Raw genomic sequence first — 18,227 nt, 5'->3', positions numbered from 1 at the left:
CTCGAAACGAACCCATTTATTCTCGAAAACTGCTCTTTTATTCTCGAACGGAATAGGCTCGACATCATTCGATAAGTTTTGACACATTCATTTTGTCGAAACACCTCCGCCGCCATCGCGCTCCAAAAATCAACACAAAAAAGCCCGAACCTGAACACTGCCCTCAAGCAGCACCCAGATCCGGGCTCCAATCCTCTTAAATCCACTTAATCAAAAAACCGATCCACTACACGGCTTGCCGCATGCCCGTCTTCCAGTGAACAAAACTTCTCATGAAAGGCTTGATAACGGCCTTCATAGTTATGCTTCACCTGATCAATGTTCTTGATCGCCGCTGTTACTTCATCAGATGTGCGCAGCAGCGGGCCGGGCGCTTCATTTTCAAAGTCCATATAAAAGCCGCGGAGCTGATCACGATACATCTCGAAATCATAGGTGAAGAACAGAATCGGGCGGTTCATGTTCGCAAAGTCAAACATGACCGAAGAATAGTCAGTGATCAAAACATCAGTCACAAGATAAAGCTCCTGAATATCTGGATAGTTCGATACATTGTACACAAAGTCTCGATATTCTTCAGGAATGTACACTTTATTGCTGACAACGACGTGCATCCTAAGCAGCAGCACATACTCATCGCCGAGTTCTCGCTGCATCTGTTCAAAATCAAACTGCAGCTCGAACGTAAACTTATTGTTTTTCGACGTCTGGTTATCCCGGAAGGTCGGCGCGTAGAGAATAACCTTTTTTCCCTCTGGGATGTTCAGGCGCTGGCGGATCCTTTCGGCCAGCTGCTCGCGGTCATCGCGGTAAAAGATATCGTTGCGCGGATAGCCGATCTCCAGCAACTCGCCTTCATAGCGGAAAGCACTGCGGAAGGCTTTTGTTGCATAGGCACTTGGTGAGATGAGATAATCCCATGTCTTCGTCGCCCGATGCACACGCTCAACATAACCTTCATCACGGCCTTCAACCTTTTCGATATCAAACAGCATTTTCTTGAGCGGTGTTCCGTGCCATGTCTGGATATACGTCGTTTGCGGGCGTTTCCCAAGATAGGTCGGGAAGTTCTGATTGTTCACCCAGTAGCGTGCTTTAGCGAGATAGTAATAATAGCTCGGGCTGAGCCGCTTAACAATCTTCGTATCCTCATCGGAAAATCTAATATTCTTGTTATAGATCCATACCTTCTTATAGTTCAATCCACGGCTGACGATCTCTTCATAAATCGCCCGCGGGCTGTCGGCATACTGCTTGCCTACCCCGCTTTCAAAAACGATCAGGTTTGGGTCAACAGGCATCAACCGCCGCGCAGCATTATAGAACAAACGCATGGTAGGAAAATAATATTTGCTCTTTCGGTACCGTTTAAACAACACCTGAAAAAGCTCACTTTCTTTAAGCTTCACAAACCAGTTCTTACGGGGTTCAAATTCTTGAATCGCTTCATAGATCCGATCATTATGATGCCGATCGCGGTATTTTAAAAACTTAGCCGAACGCTGAATATACTCTTCTTCAGCTTTAAATTGCTGATTCGCATACTTTTCTACTTCATCAAGAATGTCATCCAATTCATAGACAATCTGACCGGGTAAATCGTTTTCAAGATCAAGGTGTGAGCGTCTTTTCCCGATAAAACGGTTCTTGTCAAACTGATAATACAAAATGGGCTTATGAAGAAAACTGAAGTCGAAACCGACCGATGAATAATCGGTAATCATCATAGCCGATTCTTTCAAAAGCCGCTGGACATCCACTTCTCCTTGGCTGATGATGCGCACGCGCGTACCTGTAAAATAGGAAGTGAATTTCTGCATGTTAGGATGAAGGCAGAAGATCAATTCAAAACCCAGTTTGTCGGCCAGTTCATGCAGTTTTGGATGATTGATCAGTTCCCGGTATCTTTCAAAATACTCACTTTCCAAAAAGATATCGTCATTGATGATCCAGTCCCGCCATGTAGGGATGATGAGAATCTGGCGTTTCGTCTCCACGTCTCCTGCAAGTAGGCTGTCAAACCTTGAGAGCCCCGTAACTTTAACCTCATCGTAAGGGTAGCCAAAGTCACGGACAATCATATTTTTTTCAAAATCAGAACTGACAAGAAATAGATCTGTATCAAATCCCGGTGCTCTCTTTCCATAATTGGCGACCATGTTCTTTGTTCCCATAATACCGTGCTGCAAAAAGACTTTTGTTGCTTTAATCGCCTTTTTATAGCTTTTCGTGCGTAATGGAAACAGGTAATCAGGATGATGGGACCCAATCACTTTTCTTGCCATAAATGCATGGAATATATGCTCCTTGGACTTATAATAGAGAACATTGCCAAGCGGTTTCACATGATTTAATTCAGGCGACGTTTCTTCGATCACGTAATACGCTTTTCTTTTCGGATGCTTCTCCCTGATATATTTAAAGAAATGAAATCCTGTATCTTGTGCTTTATAAGGCCGCTCACCGACAAGCCATATGTTTTGGCTGCGGTAAAAGGGGCGCAGGAGCCATGACCATCGCTTAATTTTCTTCATATACCAGTAAGCCTCGTGAGAGAATTCATCTGCCTGAAGGGATAGATTAAATCCTTTAAACGTGAAATACGGGGTCAAAGCATAGATATTCTGTCCTCTTTCAACATAGCCATCTTTTAAGAAGTTCCTCGCTCTAAATCGTGGTTTTCCTATACGGATCAGCAGGGGTTCTTCAGCAAAATCAAAGGTTAGTTCAAAGAAGAAATCATAGATGTCCTGTCCGAACGCCAAATCTTCATAAATCCTTTGAAAGTCAGCTTCCACTTCGTATTTATAACGGTGCATCCCGTATTTATTCAACGTCTGTTCACTTAATTTTTCCGTAGTAACATCTATTCTTACTTCATTATTTGTATCGCGCCCTTTCAGCAGCAATACAGCTTTCTTGATGCTTGCATCCCTTGTAAATAGCTTTCCGTTAAAGAATAGCTGGTGATTACGGATGACGATCTCATCGATCTGCACCTTTGGCTTGAGCCTGACCGTAGCATTGGCAGCAAGCGACACGTTGCCTTTCTTTGTTACGTAAATGAACGTCTGCAGACCTTGATCCTCATAAGGAACGTAATGCAGTACCTCCATTTCGTTAAAACGGCCGAGGCGGACGGGGTAGATGACATCTGTACCTTCATCGTCTCTCGTTTGCAAAACCGCCCGTTCTTCAATCTTTGTAAAGGATTCCTCGGTAAAGTGTTCTTTAGGTCGCTGTATATTTAGATACAGATCAAAATTGCTCTTTTCCCCTTCTTTAAAATAGGGAAGAATCTGCTGAATGGAGAATTCAAAAGTGAAATCTGGCGAAGTGCCTCCTTCTGCTACTTTAATCATCTCTCCATCTTCCCTCGAGGAAAGAAGCAGTTCTTTTGCAATAATATCTGCTTTACCCAACCGGCCGGTCAGCCTAATAATTTCGTTGTCCTGATGGATCGTCAAGGCTTGTTTATACGAGTTTCTTTTTTTTATCTTGGGTTGTGGTGTAAAAGGCTTAATCATACGATTGAGGAAATCCCCTTGTCTCTTCATCATTACTTCTCCTTTTTCTAAATGAACCTTTGTGTTGCCGTAGATCATTATCTATTTTTTCATTTTCGTTTAAAGAAAAATTATGGTTAGAAACTGTATCAAGTTCCCTTATCTTGTCTAAAAAAAATAGGATGCATTCTCTTTTTCAAGAGCAGCACCCAATTTATTTTCAGTTATATATTATTTCGTTGATTGCAACTCTTTTTTATCCACTGGCGGCTGTCCGCTTTGCTTTCTTTGCACTTGTTCTTTAAATCGTTTCTTCTCTTCTTTTGTCATCGCCTTATATTCTTTTAAAAATGCCTGATACTTCGGAAGTACGTCCTTCATTGGTCCGTAATCCCTGACTTCTCCGTATTCTAGCCAAAGAATCTTTTCACAGAACTTCTTTACCTGCCCCATGGAGTGGCTGATAAAAAAGATCGTTTTTCCGCGCTCTTTGAATTCGTTCATCTTATCGAGACACTTATCGGCAAACGTCTGGTCACCGACAGAAAGCGCTTCGTCAATCACGAGGATGTCAGGATCAACCGTCACAGAAATAGCAAACCCGAGACGCGACTTCATCCCGCTCGAATATTTTTTAACCGGCTGATCGATAAACTTTCCGATTTCAGCAAACTCAATGATCTCCGGTTCAAGCTTTTTGATATCCTGCTTGCTGAAGCCAAGCATCAAGCATTTCAGCTCAATGTTTTCACGGCCGGTCAGCTCGTTGTTCAGGCCAGAGGCAATCGCAATAAGTGATACCTCTCCCTTTAGATCGATCGTACCCGACGTCGGCGGGATAATCCCGGAGATCAAGTTGGAAAGCGTGGATTTTCCTGATCCATTGACCCCGACGATGCCGATGACATCGCCTTGATCTGCCTCAAAGCTTATATTTTGAATCGCATAAAAATCTTCGCCATATCCGTTGGGCAGAATGATGTCCAGCAGCTTTTCAGCGGGCTTTTTATACATTTTAAATTTTTTCGTTACATTGCGTACTACAACAGTTTTACTCATGTCCATCTCTCCGCATCATAAGTAATCCACGAATCGGTTTCTTAATTTCACATGCAGCGTGGAACCAATAAGGAACAGAACCAGCACCAGTCCCCAGAAATACAGCGTGTATTCGAGTTTATCACCGAAAAACCAGCCTTTGCTTAAGAGGGCATCCCGGTACCCTTCTACAATATAAGTAAAAGGATTGGCTTCTACAATCAATTTTAGAAAATGCGGCAATTTTGGATTGTTAAATGGATCCCAAAGAATTGGAGTCACATAAAACAGCATCCGCATGATGGATTGCACAAACATCTGTACATCGCGTACGATCGTTGACAGTGTCGAGGTGATCAATGACAGTGAAAAAACGAGTGCTACCGCAGCTAGCATGTAATAAGGAAGCTGCAAATAATATAATGAGATCTTTCCTTTTTCAGTAAATTGAAAGATAACTGCTATGATTCCCAATAATATAGCATTAGGATATAGAATCGAAAATATAACATAGCTTGGAATAACACTTAATGGAAAGTTCATCTTCGCGATAATTTTAATTCGTGTATAAATTGATTTTGACCCTTGCAGGATGGCCGGGCTGATAAAAAACCAGATGACAATCCCTGCAACAAGCCATTGAAGGAAAGGCACACCATCGACCGAACGGTTGCTTCGCATTCCCATCCCAAAGACGATCCAATACACACTGATCTGGATGGCAGGATTCAGGATCTCCCAAAGCATCCCCAAATAGTTATTGTTGTTTTTAATTTTAAGCTCATACATGGATAAACGCATCATCAGGTAAAAGCTGTTAAGTTGTTCTGTTAGTACTTTAAAAGCTGAAATCATTTTCGTAATCCTCTCCCAAAGAGATTGGTTTAGAATACTTTTTGAACGGCTTTGTGAGAAGATTGTCCATTTTCCAGGTAGCAAAATCGTTCATAAAAGTCATCAAAGATCTCTGAATGAATCGTAAATCCGTCTGACTCAAATTTCTCTATTGCTGCAATGACTTCATCTGTTGTCTTCACGAGCGGACCAGGAGCAAGCTGTTCAAAGTCAAAATAGAAGCCCCTCAGCTTATCGCGGTACGATTCGATGTCATAAACAAAGAAAATCATCGGCCGCTTCAGGTTCGCATAATCGAAGAACACAGAAGAATAGTCGGTAATCATGACGTCAGATACGAGATAAAGCTCATTGATGTCCCCATGGTAAGAGAAATCATAAGCGAAACCTTCGTATGGCGACAGATCAAAGTTCTCCGCAACAAGATAATGCATCCTTAACACTATAACATAATCTTCCCCAAATTTTTCCTTCAATTGCAGAAGGTCCAGCTCAAGATCAAACTTATATCGTCCTTTGCCGTAGAACTGGTCATCACGCCATGTTGGCGCATAAAGGATAATCTTTTTATCTTGAGGAAGCTCAAGTTTTTCTCTAAGTTCCTTGATGGCCGCAGGATTGTTCTTCGTGTAGAGTACATCGTTCCGCGGATAGCCGACCTCCACTACTTCTTTATTGAAATTAAACGCGCGGCGGAAAATCTCGGTCGAATAAGCGTTAGGTGATAGAAGATAGTCCCATTTGCTTGATTCTTTATGGAAGTTCGCTTTGTATTTCTTTGTGTTCGTTCCAGGCATATGAACTTCCTCCATATCAGCGGCCAGACGCTTAAGCGGTGTTCCATGCCACGTTTGGAAATAAACCGTATGTTTGGCTTTTGGAATCCATAGCGGCATTCTGCTGTTGGTCACCCAATAGCGGGCACGTGCCATCTTAAAGAGCCATTTTATTGAGAAGCGTTTGGCATAAGGGATGCCGGCATTCTCAAACTTGCTGATACTTCTTCCGTCAACACTCCAGGCAAGCTCAAGTTCAGGACGGTTCTCTTTTAAATATTCGTAGATCGCACGCGGATTACAGCTGTACTGCTTGCCGAGAAAACTTTCAAACATGACCAGGTTCTTCTTAACAGGCAGATAGCCAGCCATCTTAAAGGCAACCATATAAGCTTTTTTCGTCTTTTTGTGCTGTTTTACCTTTGTTATCGTGCGGCGAACTTTCTTTTTCAGCTCTTGCACAAAGCTGTAATGAACCACCTTAATGAGCATCGATCTCGTTTTCTTCCTTGCTATTAGTGAGACCTTCTTCTTTCCGCTGTTCGTATTGAGAATAATATACTTGTTGATCCTTCTTTTGAAAGAAACCAGCTGAAGCGGAATTGCCAAATCTCCTTGATCCGGCCCTGCAGTGTCCTCATCCTCCCACTTGAAATAGAGGCGGAATGTCAATGAATTCTCATCTGTATTGCAGAGATCCTTTACATGGAGGTGCACCTTAAAGCCAGTTGCCTTATATGGCTGCTGCTCCTCCTGATAGTACGGATTAAGATCTTCCCGTATAACGCTCTCGAACGGAATCACACGTTCTTCAAAGCCTTCAGGGCCTCCGATGACTAACGTTTTTTCCAGTTCTTCATTTTCGTATGGAAAAGGAGAAAAATAGAACCCTTCCAGCGTCACATTTCCTCTTTTATCAAGCTCCGCATTTTCCACTTTAACAACTGGACCGCGGTCATGGACTTTAAAGGAAAGGTTTCCTTTGTTCGTCGTATAAGGTGTAATCGCCTGCTTCGTTTCAGGATCGACTATAGAACCAAGTTCAAGATATGAATGCTTCGTCCTCATACGGTATTTCTTTTCGATAACTCCAAACTCTTCAATAGTTTCTTCCGGTTCGGGATCATCTTCACTGTCATTTTCGTTTACGCTGTCATTGTCAGCATCTGTTGCTGTTTCTTCTTCAGCAGCTTCCCCTTCGTCTGCGTCATCCTCTGCATTAACGTCTCCTGGCTGTTCCTGTTCCTCAGGAGACACTGCTTGTTCCGCATGAATGATGAGGTAAACGTCCCAAACAAGCCCTTTTACCATTTCAGTCTGATCCAGCCTGGATTCAAGGACATAATATTGTTCATTAGCCTCTAACACCATAAAAGGAATCTGCCATTCACGGCCTGACATACGCTCAACAAATAGAAGGTGCCCGGCTAAAGGCTCCTGAAAGACTGAATTGTATTTCAAAAGATATTTTACGATAGCAATATCTTGTTTGAATTCAATATTATGAAGAATACATTTTCTTCTTTTGGTGGGTGCAAAACCTTCTTGGATCTGTAAGTTAGCTTCCGCTTGCATTTACGTTTCTCTCTCTTTCTGTTTCAAGAATATATTCAGCCAATAACCGGCTCGAGTGCCCGAAGTGATATTGGTTCCACATGGCCGAAAATTGCTGAACCTTATTCATGTCATAACCCTTTTCTTTAATTACCTTTACCATTTCGAGGCTGTCAAACACGATCGGCCCCGGGACGAGTTTTTCATAGCTGTCCCAAAGCCCCCTTGTTTTACTATACTCTTTTAGATCGTACGGGTAAAAAATCATCGGTCTGTTTAATAATGAAAATTCATAAGGAATGGAAGAATAATCACTAATTAAAATATCGGTAATCAATAAAATTTCATTAATATCAGAACCGGTGGAATAATCAAATGCAAAGCCGGGATACTGCTCTTCAACATTTATTTTATTCTTAAGTACTGGATGGCTGCGGATCAGAAGCACATATTCTGCTCCAAGTTCACGCTGAAGCATATCAAGATCAAGCTGCAGTTCAAACTCATCCAACTGGTCATCCCGATAGGTCGGTGCGTACAAAATCACTTTTTTGTCTTTCAGAACAGTATTTTCCCGATATAGTTTTTCTTTAACAGCTTTCGTCCGATTTCCACTAAAAAAAAGATCGGTTCTTGGTACACCGGTCCGTAAAAAATTGGCGGATGAAAGTTGAAAAGCCTCTTTAAATATATCAGCCATCGCGTCCGATCCAACAACGACTTTGTGAAAGTTTTTGTAAACATGTAAAAACCGCTTATGCGCACGCCGGCTTCTAAAGGAAATGGATTCATCCTTCAGTCCAAACGTTTTAATAGCGCCCGCGGCATGCCAAAGCTGTATGCATTCTGTTTCTTTCTTAAAATTGGTGACTGACAGGAAACCAAAATAATTATCTACCAGGACCACTCTGGAAGTTGCCAGGTGATACGCCGACCTGGCCATGCTCATTATCGAATTTTCAAAGGTGATAAGTTTTGCACTGTTTTGGTAGGGCTGCAATTTAGGAATCGCTTTTTTCGCCGCCAAAAAAACAATATGGCTATCCGGCTGCAACTTCTTCAATTCTTCATAAAGAAACACGGAGTTATCCCCAAAAGAGACAACAAAGGTTACCTTATTCTTCCGCACAGGAAACAGTTTACAAAATGTAAACTGAAGTTTGAAGTAAAACAGATACAGCCAGATAGCTATTTCTTTAACCATTTTTAACAGTAAATAGATCTTTTTTGATCTGAGAAGTCGAGATTCCGATCGTACGCGGCAAATAAACCACTTCACAATACTCTTTCAAGAAGTCAAATTTCCCTTCCCAATCGTCACCCATTACAAAAATATCGATGTTGTTATCCACGACATCAGAGATTTTTTGGTCCCAGGTCCTTTCCGCAATGACTTCATCCACATAACGGATGGACTCCAAAATCATTTTGCGGTTCTCAAAGCTGTGGTATGATTTTTTATTTTTGATCGCATTGAACTCATCTGCTGATAAACCAACAGTCAGATGGTCACCAAGATCTTTTGCTCTACTTAATAAGTTGATATGCCCCCAATGAAGCAGGTCAAATGTACCATATGTTAATACCTTTTTCATCTTACAATCCTCTCCTTAAATTGTTCTAGTTGTATTTACCCTATTTCCAATAAATTAATAACAGGTAAATATTTTGTAAATTATATCGATGCTTGTCTCTCTCGCTATTAATCTCTTCGCATGGAATTGACGTTTTATTAACTTATTGTAAATGTTTTATGAATAATATAAAGGGAATACAAATTACAAGCTTCTTTATATAATAGCGTTAAAGCACTGCGCGGCCGACAATAAGCTCATTTCAGCCTTACGTTAACGAAATCTTAATATACTTTTTACAAACTTAGAAGTTTCATGGTATACTAGGTTTTAAAAGATGTTCCCCTTTGGAACGTCAATACTTATAATATAATCTTTAAGGTCTTTTTACAAGGTCTTAATAAACAATGACATTTATTTCTTGCTCACTCGATTCATTCGGAATAAATGCAACTCACATATAAAACAGCTGTTGAATGCTCTAGGCATTTAGCTGCAGACAGGACGTCGGACAAACCTAGTCCTACTGCAGAGGCTGTGTTTGACTTAATCACTAAAAGTGGGGAATTAATATGAACAATACAGTGAACATATTAGGAATTGACTTTCTAAATACAACGATTAACAACTTTATAAATACACTTCAATCTCACCTTGAGGACCGTAAGAAGGCATTCGTCGTAACGGCGAACCCTGAAGTCGTGATGAAGGCGCGTAAAGAAGAAGATTTTATGAGTGTCATCAAAAACGCGGACTACGTGACAGCAGATGGAATCGGCATCATTAAATCAGCAGGTCTTCTCGGACTTCCGCTCCCTGAACGCGTGACTGGTTTTGATCTGACCCTTCGCCTGCTAAGCCTTGCGAATGAGAAAAACTACAGTGTTTATCTGCTTGGCGGTCAGGACAAGGTGATTGAAAAAGCTGCAGAAGCGATTGAAGCGGAATATCCAAACGTGACCGTCGCCGGTTATCATCATGGATTCTTTGATCTGAACGATGATAAAATCCCGAGCACGATCGAGCACATTAAACCGGACATCGTTCTCGTTGCTCTCGGTGCCGGCCGCCAGGAAGCCTGGATCAGCCAGCATCTTTCCCGCTTCGAACACGGTATCTTCATGGGAGTCGGCGGCACATTTGATGTTCTTGCCGGAGAAGTGCAGCGTGCACCAGAAGTTTGGCAGAAGATGAACCTGGAGTGGTTCTACCGCCTAGTGAAGCAGCCATCCCGTTGGAAACGGCAGATCGCTCTTCCGCAATTTGCTTTTAAAGTTCTTCAACTCAAAATGCAGCAGATGACGAAAGTTCCAGTCCGATAAAATTTCATCAAACCATCCCTGGAAAGGAAAGCATTCTTGCTTCTCCTGCCGGGGATTTTTTATTGGACTGTGCAGTATTTCCAAATATTTATATTTTTATACATTAGATTGGAATTTCTATGATATAATTCGATAGACAAAAATAAAAATTTTGACAATAGCCATGTTGTTTCTGTTGCAACCTACAAGAATAGACAATTCTTTTCGACCCTTATGAGAGTATACAGAAACATATCTTGAAATTGATGAGGTGTCATATGCTTTACGTTACACTGTTCGTATGTTTTCTAGCATCGATCATACTAACACCTTTAGTAAAAAAAGCCGCCTTCTTCATCGGAGCGGTCGATAATCCCAACAACCGAAAAGTACATGCGAAAGTGATGCCTCGTGCAGGCGGATTCGCTATTTTTATCAGCTTTTTAATCGGCTTCTGGATTTTACACCCGGAAAGCCCATATACCATGCCCATCCTAATGGGGTCAGCTATCATTATTATGACCGGTTTACTCGATGATATTTACGAATTATCACCAAAAGTAAAACTGGCTGGCCAGATCGCAGCTGCTCTCTGTGTTGTCGTTTCCGGAGGCATTCAGGTACATTTCATCAACCTTCCCTTCGATGGGCGCCTGGAGCTGGGCTGGTTCAGCATTCCGCTAACGGTTCTGTGGATCCTGGCAATCACTAACGCGATCAACCTGATTGACGGTTTGGACGGGCTTGCTGCAGGTGTTTCTTCTATAGTACTGTTTACGATTGCCGCAATGGCCTTTATCATGGGCAACGTCCTTGTTATGGCTATTGCAGGTATCGTTCTAGCTGGAACTCTTGGATTTTTGTTCTACAACTTTCATCCCGCTAAAATTTTCATGGGGGATACGGGAGCATTGTTCTTAGGATTTATCATCTCGGTCGTATCACTCCTCGGGTTTAAAAACGTTACGTTGTTTTCCCTTGTGGTCCCGGTGATCATCCTTGGTGTTCCCATATCTGATACGATCTTTGCGATCATCAGACGGATTCTGCATAAGCAGCCGCTGTCCGCACCAGATAAATCGCATCTGCATCACTGCCTGCTGCGCCTGGGATACTCCCACCGCACAACCGTATTGCTCATCTATGCGATGAGCGCAGTATTCGGAATTGCAGCGATCCTCTTCTCTACATCAACGCTTTGGGGCTCATTGTTCATTATCGCCATACTTACCCTAGGCATTGAGCTTGTTGTCGAGGGAGTCGGACTGGTTGGCCAAAATTACAGACCCGTATTGAACGCCATCAGGCGGCCTAATAAATAGGAAGAAAGTGAAACCCCCTCTCCTTGGCGGAGAGGGGGTTTTTTGGCGAGTATGGCTGGAGGTTTTTTTTTGAATACCCCTGCCCCTGGCCGTATGTTAGTTTCCATAATGTCCGTTTGGCTTGTATTTCTTCAATTTCGGCTTGTATTTCCTTATTTTGGACAGTATTTTCTCTGTTTTGGCGGGTAAATCATGTGTTTTGGACAGTAAATGAGAATCTTAGCTCCAAAAAGCAGCTTTAGTTGCCCCTGAGTAAGCTTTAAAACCCCTAATTAGTCCTTTTTTAAAAAAACTGCTGCCCAAGCCGTCCTTTTTCGCTTTTAAAAAGAAAAAAAACCATCCACTCCCAGGAGGCTGTCCTCCCGGTATGGATGGTTTTCTCAATTTGTCTATTAGCGGTGCCTGACACCGCGACAACTGGTACCGCGCCATTAACACGGTTATTGGTTCTCTCCGCCGCCTGGGTGTTTGAAGTCTACAAAGGCTGGCGTGATGTTGATGGAGTTAATATTGTGCACGAATAAGACGGCATCAATATCATGCTGGTCAATGTATTCATAGACGCTCTTCTGTTTGTAGTGGCGCATATCTATGATCCGTGTCTCGCTAAAGTTGCGGGACACGAACTGAATCATCGGGTTCACATACGAATCCTTCAGAATCAGCACTTTAGGTCCTTTTGGCTTGTTCGGGTTCTTGATGACAGCCTCCGATACATCTCCAGAGAAATAAGTCTCATAACGGTTGGCATATGTCCCTTCTGACTTTAACTTGGACATGTCATAAAATTTATGGCCGCACGTTTTTCGATAACAGATGGAAATCGGCTTTTCTTTGAACTTCGGCTTAGCAATCGTAATCGTATCCGATTTGGAAGCATACGACTTCGTTGTTTTCCGTGCGTCGGATCCATAAAATGTCTCAGGAGCCTCTTTCCATGTAAACTGGCTTTTCGGAATCGGCTTGCCGACACCAGGATGCTGTTTGCTCATTTCATCAATAACCTTTTCATACGCATAATGAGCTGCACGCGGTTTCCAGTGATGGTCGGTATGGAAATACATATTGTCCTCTTGAAGATGAGGCTGAATAGTCGGTCTTAAATCCATCGCATGAACATCCTTTGAGAAACCTGCCATCAGCTTGTCCGACAGTTCATTGCCGTGAGCCTCGATGTAATCCGGGAGTTTTTTCTCCATAATGGTGGATTTATTCGGCGGCAATGCAAAATATACATCAATGTTTTTCTTTTTCAGCGTATGAGCGAAGGAATTGACCTTATCGTTTACTTCCTTCGTCTTATCTTTCGGATGCACCGGATTGATCAGGTAGCCATTCTTGAGAGAATACACATCCCGTATCTCATCCTTCTGCATGATGTATTTATCAACCGATGCATTGGCTTCAATAAAGGCCTGTCTGCCCGGGAATTGATCATTAAAATAGGCTTCAAATTGTTTAAAATAATCCCCGGAAAGCAGCCTCTGAACCGTCGCATCCGGGCGCATTTTCAAATCCCTGTTCTCCAAGGCTGACACGTGCTGATCATCCTTCAGCCATGTCCATAATCCAAAGCCAAAGATGAACAGCAGCAAAAATCCAACCAAAACAATATCAGCAGCTTTTTTCTTCATGATTTGATCCTCTCCTTTCTCTATGAAATCTTTTAGAAACGGAAATAAATGAATGGGTTAAACGAATTAGACACCATGTAAACGACGGTAATGACGAGGATGACAGCATAATAGCTTGTCACCGCGATATCCCGGCCGAAAATACGGATTCCTTGGGATATTTCCGCTTTGTCCTCGACCTTGTCGATCAAGAGCTTTAATAATGGCGTTGATCCAATGATGGCGAGCAGGATGACTACTCCATACTGGGTAAGATAATAAGAAACATGTGTGTCCCAAAGACCTGTACCATTGAATCCAAACATGGTCTGAATGTAAGCATAAGCGTAACTGAACGTTTCAGAACGGAAGAACACCCAGCCGATAATCACGATAAAAACAGCATAAGAGTGCTGGATAAAACGCGGCAGCTGTTTGAGCAGCTTTCCGAGGAACGCCTTTTCAAGCATGATGAATGCTCCATAATACAGACCCCATGCGATAAAGGTCCAGCTCGCACCGTGCCAGATGCCAGTTGCCATCCATACGATGAACAGGTTCCAGTAGGTTCTCATCTCCCCTTTTCGGTTTCCGCCAAGTGGGATGTACACATAATCACGGAACCAGGAGCCAAGCGAGATATGCCAGCGGCGCCAGAACTCACTGATGGAACGTGAGATGTATGGATAGTTGAAGTTTTCAAGAAAGTCAAAGCCAAACATCTTGGCCAGCCCGATGGCCATATCGGAATACCCCGAAAAATCAAAGTAAATCTGTAGGGAGTAGGCGATGATTCCAATCCAGGCAAGGCTTGTCGACATGCTCCCCGGGCTCTGTGCGAAAATATGGTCAGCCACATAGGCACAGCCGTTGGCGAGGATCATTTTCTTTCCCAGCCCCATAATGAATCGCTTTGTTCCGTAGGCGAAGCGCTGGAACGTCTCATAACGCATTTTAAGCTGGTCAGAAATCGTATGATATCGGACGATTGGCCCTGCGATCAGCTGTGGAAAAAACGCGATATAAAGCGCCAGGTTGATCGGGTTTTTCTGCGCTTTTTCTTTATGGTAAACATCGATCACATAGCTTATGGCGTGAAACGTAAAGAAGGAGATTCCCAACGGCAGCGGAATCTTAGGAATATCGATGCCCGTCCCCAACATTGCGTTAATATTATCCACGATAAAGTTCGAATACTTAAACACGCCAAGTAAAAGCAGGTTGGAAACAACCATGGCTCCCATGATCCACTTCACCTTCGTTGTGTCCTCACGCTTCGCATCGACGATCAGTGCAAACACATAGTTCATAGCGACGGAAAATAGCATGATAATGGCAAACCGCGGTTCACCCCATGCATAAAAAAACAAACTAGCACCGAGCAAGACCGTATTCTTAAACGGGCGCGGAGAAAGGAAATAAAGCACCAATACGATTGGCAAGAATAAAAACAAGAATACAGTTGAACTAAAAAGCATAAAAAAAGTCCTTTCGTTTGTACTTTATTTTGTAAACATTTTTTAAAGAAACCGTAAATGCCCCCAAAAATTCGACAAATTTCTTTCCACTCATAGTATTCTTAGAGATAATTGGTTTTTTGACAACCGGTTTCCATCTTTTTAGTTCAAACTTCTGGAAATTACGAAAAGCTGAAGCGCCCTGCAAAGCTCCGACAAGCGCTGGAGCTCTTACACAGCAACACGTTTTTTGTGTTGAGAGGTAAGAGTGAAGCGTCTCGAGGAACTGTGCTGAAGCTAGAAAAAAAAAGCCAAGGACCGCTAAAGTCCTTGGCTTGCTAGGTTATTCCGTTATTTTCAGCCCGATATTATTTGCTTTTGTAGAGTAAAAATCAAATTTGCGGTCCTTATAGTTGATTTCGTTTTTTAAGATACGTTTGATATTGATCAGTTCATAATCGTTGTACCGGATGAAAACCGTAAAGAATGCTGTCTTCAATTCGTTCAGCTTCTCATATTGGATACGGAATTCTCCTTTATTGCCGCTGATCTTGAAATCCGCTTGAATTTCATTAACATAGTTTTTTCTGTCCCTGATCAACACCGTGTTTACATGGGCAAGGTAATCGCCGTAAATTTCGAAGGTCTGCACATACTCTTCATTTTCGGTATAGGAATCGATAGCCCGTGCAAGCATCGGGATCCGGATGTGCTGAAACTTGTCTTTTAAAAAAGGAAGCTCATAATACGGAAGCCCTTCTTTGATCACGTATTTTTTGTTCTTTTCTCTTTTCAGCCACGTGAACAGCCTGATGAAATCATCGATCCGGTCCTCCAGAAAAAGATCAGCCGCCGCTCGGTATAACGGAACCTGGAAAGTCTCCCTGATGTCATAGCGAAGGTCTTTGGCTATTGCCATCGCCTCGCGGAGCACGTCAACAAACGCCTCTTTTTCATCCGATTTTACAAACACCTGGCTGTCAAAGGTCTTGAACATATCGATTTCGTAAAGACGTGTTAACGCTGCTCTCTCTTTTTCAACAGGCAGATTCTGCGCTTTAATATGCTGTATGACCTTCAGATCGCAGCGCCGTTTATCCAGCACAGAAGTGACCTTTGTGAGTGAACCAGGATTTTCGTCAGTCCGGTTGACGAAAAACACCGGCTTTGTTGTCGTAGAAATCGTATCTACATGGAAAAAGACATCACAGAAAAACTGCTTGTCCTCTCCAAACTTCATATCCGGGAAGCCGATATCATGCTCTTTGAGAAGATCCAGCTTTACCGCCCTCGCCCGTGGTCCCATATGGTAAAACATGCGGGGAATCTCGTACGGTGTGATGCTGCGCCTCTCTTTTACCGATTCATGCTCGCCGATCACAGTCTCAGAATCCGAAGTGACTTTGATCGTTTTCCCGACCGCATAATCATCACCGGTTTCCTCGAGGATGTTCACGAGCGTCTCCAGCCCATCTGGCTCAAGCCAATCGTCGCCGTCTAAAAACGTGATATACATTCCCGTTGCGAGCTCAATCCCAATGTTACGCGGAGTACCAGGTGTTCCTGTGTTTTCTTTCAAGGAAACCACACATATGTTTTTATGCATAGACGCATACTGATGAAGAATTTCCTTCGTCTTATCCGTGGAACAGTCGTCCACGATAATATATTCTATGTCATCGAAGTCCATGGTTTGTTGGATGACTGAATCAATGGTCTTCTGAATAAACGTCTCTACATTGTAAGCCGCTGTAACGACGGTTATTTTCTTTTTGCGGCCAAACCACTTGGCCAGCCTCCTCAAAGGGTGATTCACGATTTCGATTTTATCACTCTGAAGTATTTCTCTGGCTGTCTGGCGAAAAGGTGAAGACATACGATCCCTCCAATAAAATATTGTATACATACGGCCTTATGTTCCCCAGATGGCTCCTTAATAAAACATAAAAACCTTCATGAAAAAATTCATGAAGGCATGGCGGACTAAATAGTAAAAGTATTAAGCATGAAAGGAATCCGGCCGCTCGGTACGCAAACCGAAATGGTAGAGTATAGCCTCGACGATCCGGCGTGATGCCTGTCCATCTCCGTATGGATTGGACGCTTTCGCCATTTCCTCATAGGCCTGGCTGTTGGTTAACAATTCTTTTGTGATCGTATAGATGTTTTCTTCTTCTGTTCCTGCAAGCCTTAACGTTCCTGCTCCGATTCCTTCCGGACGTTCCGTGTTGTTGCGGAGCACGAGCACCGGAACACCGAGTGACGGTGCTTCTTCCTGCACACCGCCGCTGTCTGTCAAAATCAAATGGGAACGTGAAGCGAAGTTATGAAAATCGATGACGCCGAGCGGTTCGATCAAGTGAATTCTTGGATCGTCACCTAAAATTTCGTTAGCCAGCTCTTGAACGGCTGGGTTCAAGTGAACAGGATAGACGACCTGCACATCAGAGAAGTCTTCCACCATTCTTTTAATGGCGCGGAAAATATTTCGCATTGGTTCTCCGAGATTTTCCCTGCGGTGAGCCGTGACAAGAATGAGGCGGTCATTTCCCACCTTTTCAAGGACTTCATGCGTGTAGACGTCCTGAATGGTCGTGGCTAACGCATCAATCGCGGTATTTCCGGTTACGAAGATACTGTCTCCCTGTTTATTTTCATCCAGCAGGTTGCGGGCAGCAGCCGGCGTCGGTGAAAAATGGAGGTCAGCGATCACACCGGTAAGCTGGCGGTTCAGCTCCTCAGGAAACGGTGAGAACTTGTTATGCGTCCGCAATCCTGCCTCAACATGGCCCACCGTGATCTGCTGATAATAAGCGGCCAAGCTCGCCACAAACGTCGTCGTTGTATCCCCATGGACCAGCACAAGGTCCGGTTTGACATCGATCAGGATCCCTTCCAGTCCGGTAAGTGCCTTCGTCGTAATCTGGCTTAGCGTCTGCCGGTCCTGCATGATATTAAGATCGTAGTCGGGTGTGATGTTAAACGTATCGAGCACCGAATCAAGCATCTGTCTATGCTGAGCCGTTACTGTCACAACAGGCTCGATCTCTTCCTTGTACTTTTTCAGCTCCATGACGAGCGGAGCCATTTTAACGGCTTCAGGCCGAGTGCCGAAAATCGTCATTACTTTAATTTTCTTCTTCATATTTATACCTCGCTCAGTACAACTGTGTAGGCTGTATGTATTCATTAATGATTCATGCTACCTTTATTTTACGCTGTAGTCAATCA

11 protein-coding genes and 1 pseudogene are annotated in these 18,227 nt (G+C 43.1%); 2 read left to right on the top strand and 10 right to left on the bottom strand.

Annotated elements, in window-relative coordinates:
- Positions 1 to 206 precede the first annotated feature (206 nt).
- The 6 genes and pseudogenes from OKX00_RS04050 to tagD form a co-directional block, all read right to left on the bottom strand.
- A complete protein-coding gene (locus OKX00_RS04050) occupies positions 207 to 3,560 on the bottom strand; it encodes a CDP-glycerol glycerophosphotransferase family protein (protein ID WP_265409531.1) in 3,354 nt (1,117 codons plus the stop codon).
- A gap of 216 nt (positions 3,561 to 3,776) precedes the next feature.
- Positions 3,777 to 4,565 (bottom strand): annotated as a pseudogene (gene tagH / locus OKX00_RS04045) (teichoic acids export ABC transporter ATP-binding subunit TagH); the annotation flags it as partial.
- Between the two features lie 15 nt (positions 4,566 to 4,580).
- On the bottom strand, positions 4,581 to 5,399 hold the full coding sequence (locus OKX00_RS04040) for an ABC transporter permease (protein WP_053356949.1): 819 nt from the start codon (positions 5,397 to 5,399) through the stop codon (positions 4,581 to 4,583).
- Between the two features lie 29 nt (positions 5,400 to 5,428).
- The gene (locus OKX00_RS04035) at positions 5,429 to 7,750 is read right to left on the bottom strand and encodes a CDP-glycerol glycerophosphotransferase family protein (protein WP_265409530.1); all 2,322 of its coding nucleotides are present in this window, start codon (positions 7,748 to 7,750) and stop codon (positions 5,429 to 5,431) included.
- A complete protein-coding gene (locus tag OKX00_RS04030; RefSeq protein WP_234293319.1) occupies positions 7,734 to 8,810 on the bottom strand; it encodes a CDP-glycerol glycerophosphotransferase family protein in 1,077 nt (358 codons plus the stop codon). Before OKX00_RS04030 ends, OKX00_RS04035 begins: the two co-directional genes overlap by 17 nt.
- Before the next feature lie 115 nt (positions 8,811 to 8,925).
- Positions 8,926 to 9,324: a glycerol-3-phosphate cytidylyltransferase gene (gene tagD, locus OKX00_RS04025; protein ID WP_265409529.1), complete on the bottom strand. Its 399-nt coding sequence runs from the start codon at positions 9,322 to 9,324 to the stop codon at positions 8,926 to 8,928.
- Between the two features lie 551 nt (positions 9,325 to 9,875).
- On the opposite strand from tagD, the gene OKX00_RS04020 reads away from it, so the two are divergent.
- Both OKX00_RS04020 and OKX00_RS04015 read left to right on the top strand, forming a co-directional pair.
- On the top strand, positions 9,876 to 10,625 hold the full coding sequence (locus tag OKX00_RS04020; RefSeq protein WP_256224645.1) for a WecB/TagA/CpsF family glycosyltransferase: 750 nt from the start codon (positions 9,876 to 9,878) through the stop codon (positions 10,623 to 10,625).
- 257 nt (positions 10,626 to 10,882) lie between these two features.
- Positions 10,883 to 11,926, top strand: a complete 1,044-nt coding sequence (locus OKX00_RS04015; protein ID WP_265409528.1) for a glycosyltransferase family 4 protein — start codon at positions 10,883 to 10,885, stop codon at positions 11,924 to 11,926.
- Positions 11,927 to 12,366: 440 nt separating this feature from the next.
- Here OKX00_RS04015 and OKX00_RS04010 read toward each other — a convergent pair whose 3' ends face one another.
- The 4 genes from OKX00_RS04010 to wecB all read right to left on the bottom strand — a co-directional run bounded on the left by OKX00_RS04010 (position 12,367) and on the right by wecB (position 18,141).
- Positions 12,367 to 13,560 carry a DHHW family protein gene (locus tag OKX00_RS04010; RefSeq protein WP_053356942.1) on the bottom strand — a complete coding sequence of 398 codons (1,194 nt, stop codon included), beginning with the start codon at positions 13,558 to 13,560 and terminating at the stop codon, positions 12,367 to 12,369.
- 32 nt (positions 13,561 to 13,592) lie between these two features.
- On the bottom strand, positions 13,593 to 15,017 hold the full coding sequence (locus OKX00_RS04005) for an MBOAT family O-acyltransferase (RefSeq protein WP_265409527.1): 1,425 nt from the start codon (positions 15,015 to 15,017) through the stop codon (positions 13,593 to 13,595).
- A 322-nt stretch (positions 15,018 to 15,339) separates the two neighbouring features.
- Entirely contained in the window at positions 15,340 to 16,872 is a 1,533-nt protein-coding gene (locus OKX00_RS04000) for a glycosyltransferase family 2 protein (RefSeq protein ID WP_265409526.1), read from the bottom strand.
- Positions 16,873 to 16,995: 123 nt separating this feature from the next.
- On the bottom strand, positions 16,996 to 18,141 hold the full coding sequence (gene wecB, locus OKX00_RS03995; RefSeq protein WP_265409525.1) for a non-hydrolyzing UDP-N-acetylglucosamine 2-epimerase: 1,146 nt from the start codon (positions 18,139 to 18,141) through the stop codon (positions 16,996 to 16,998).
- Positions 18,142 to 18,227 lie beyond the last annotated feature (86 nt).

The organism is Fictibacillus sp. KU28468, from assembly GCF_026153615.1.
Classification (GTDB): Bacteria; Bacillota; Bacilli; order Bacillales; family Fictibacillaceae; genus Fictibacillus_C; species Fictibacillus_C marinisediminis.
This window is presented reverse-complemented; position numbering and strand designations above follow the sequence as displayed.

Bases quoted from the DNA above. Each gene is read 5' to 3' on its own strand.
- tagD (WP_265409529.1), bottom strand. From the start codon at position 9,324: ATGAAAAAGGTATTAACATATGGTACATTTGACCTGCTTCATTGGGGG.
- OKX00_RS04040 (WP_053356949.1), bottom strand. From the start codon at position 5,399: ATGATTTCAGCTTTTAAAGTACTAACAGAACAACTTAACAGCTTTTAC.
- OKX00_RS04000 (WP_265409526.1), bottom strand. From the start codon at position 16,872: ATGTCTTCACCTTTTCGCCAGACAGCCAGAGAAATACTTCAGAGTGAT.
- OKX00_RS04010 (WP_053356942.1), bottom strand. From the start codon at position 13,560: ATGAAGAAAAAAGCTGCTGATATTGTTTTGGTTGGATTTTTGCTGCTG.
- OKX00_RS04015 (WP_265409528.1), top strand. From the start codon at position 10,883: ATGCTTTACGTTACACTGTTCGTATGTTTTCTAGCATCGATCATACTA.
- OKX00_RS04020 (WP_256224645.1), top strand. From the start codon at position 9,876: ATGAACAATACAGTGAACATATTAGGAATTGACTTTCTAAATACAACG.
- OKX00_RS04035 (WP_265409530.1), bottom strand. From the start codon at position 7,750: ATGCAAGCGGAAGCTAACTTACAGATCCAAGAAGGTTTTGCACCCACC.
- wecB (WP_265409525.1), bottom strand. From the start codon at position 18,141: ATGAAGAAGAAAATTAAAGTAATGACGATTTTCGGCACTCGGCCTGAA.
- OKX00_RS04005 (WP_265409527.1), bottom strand. From the start codon at position 15,017: ATGCTTTTTAGTTCAACTGTATTCTTGTTTTTATTCTTGCCAATCGTA.
- OKX00_RS04050 (WP_265409531.1), bottom strand. From the start codon at position 3,560: ATGATGAAGAGACAAGGGGATTTCCTCAATCGTATGATTAAGCCTTTT.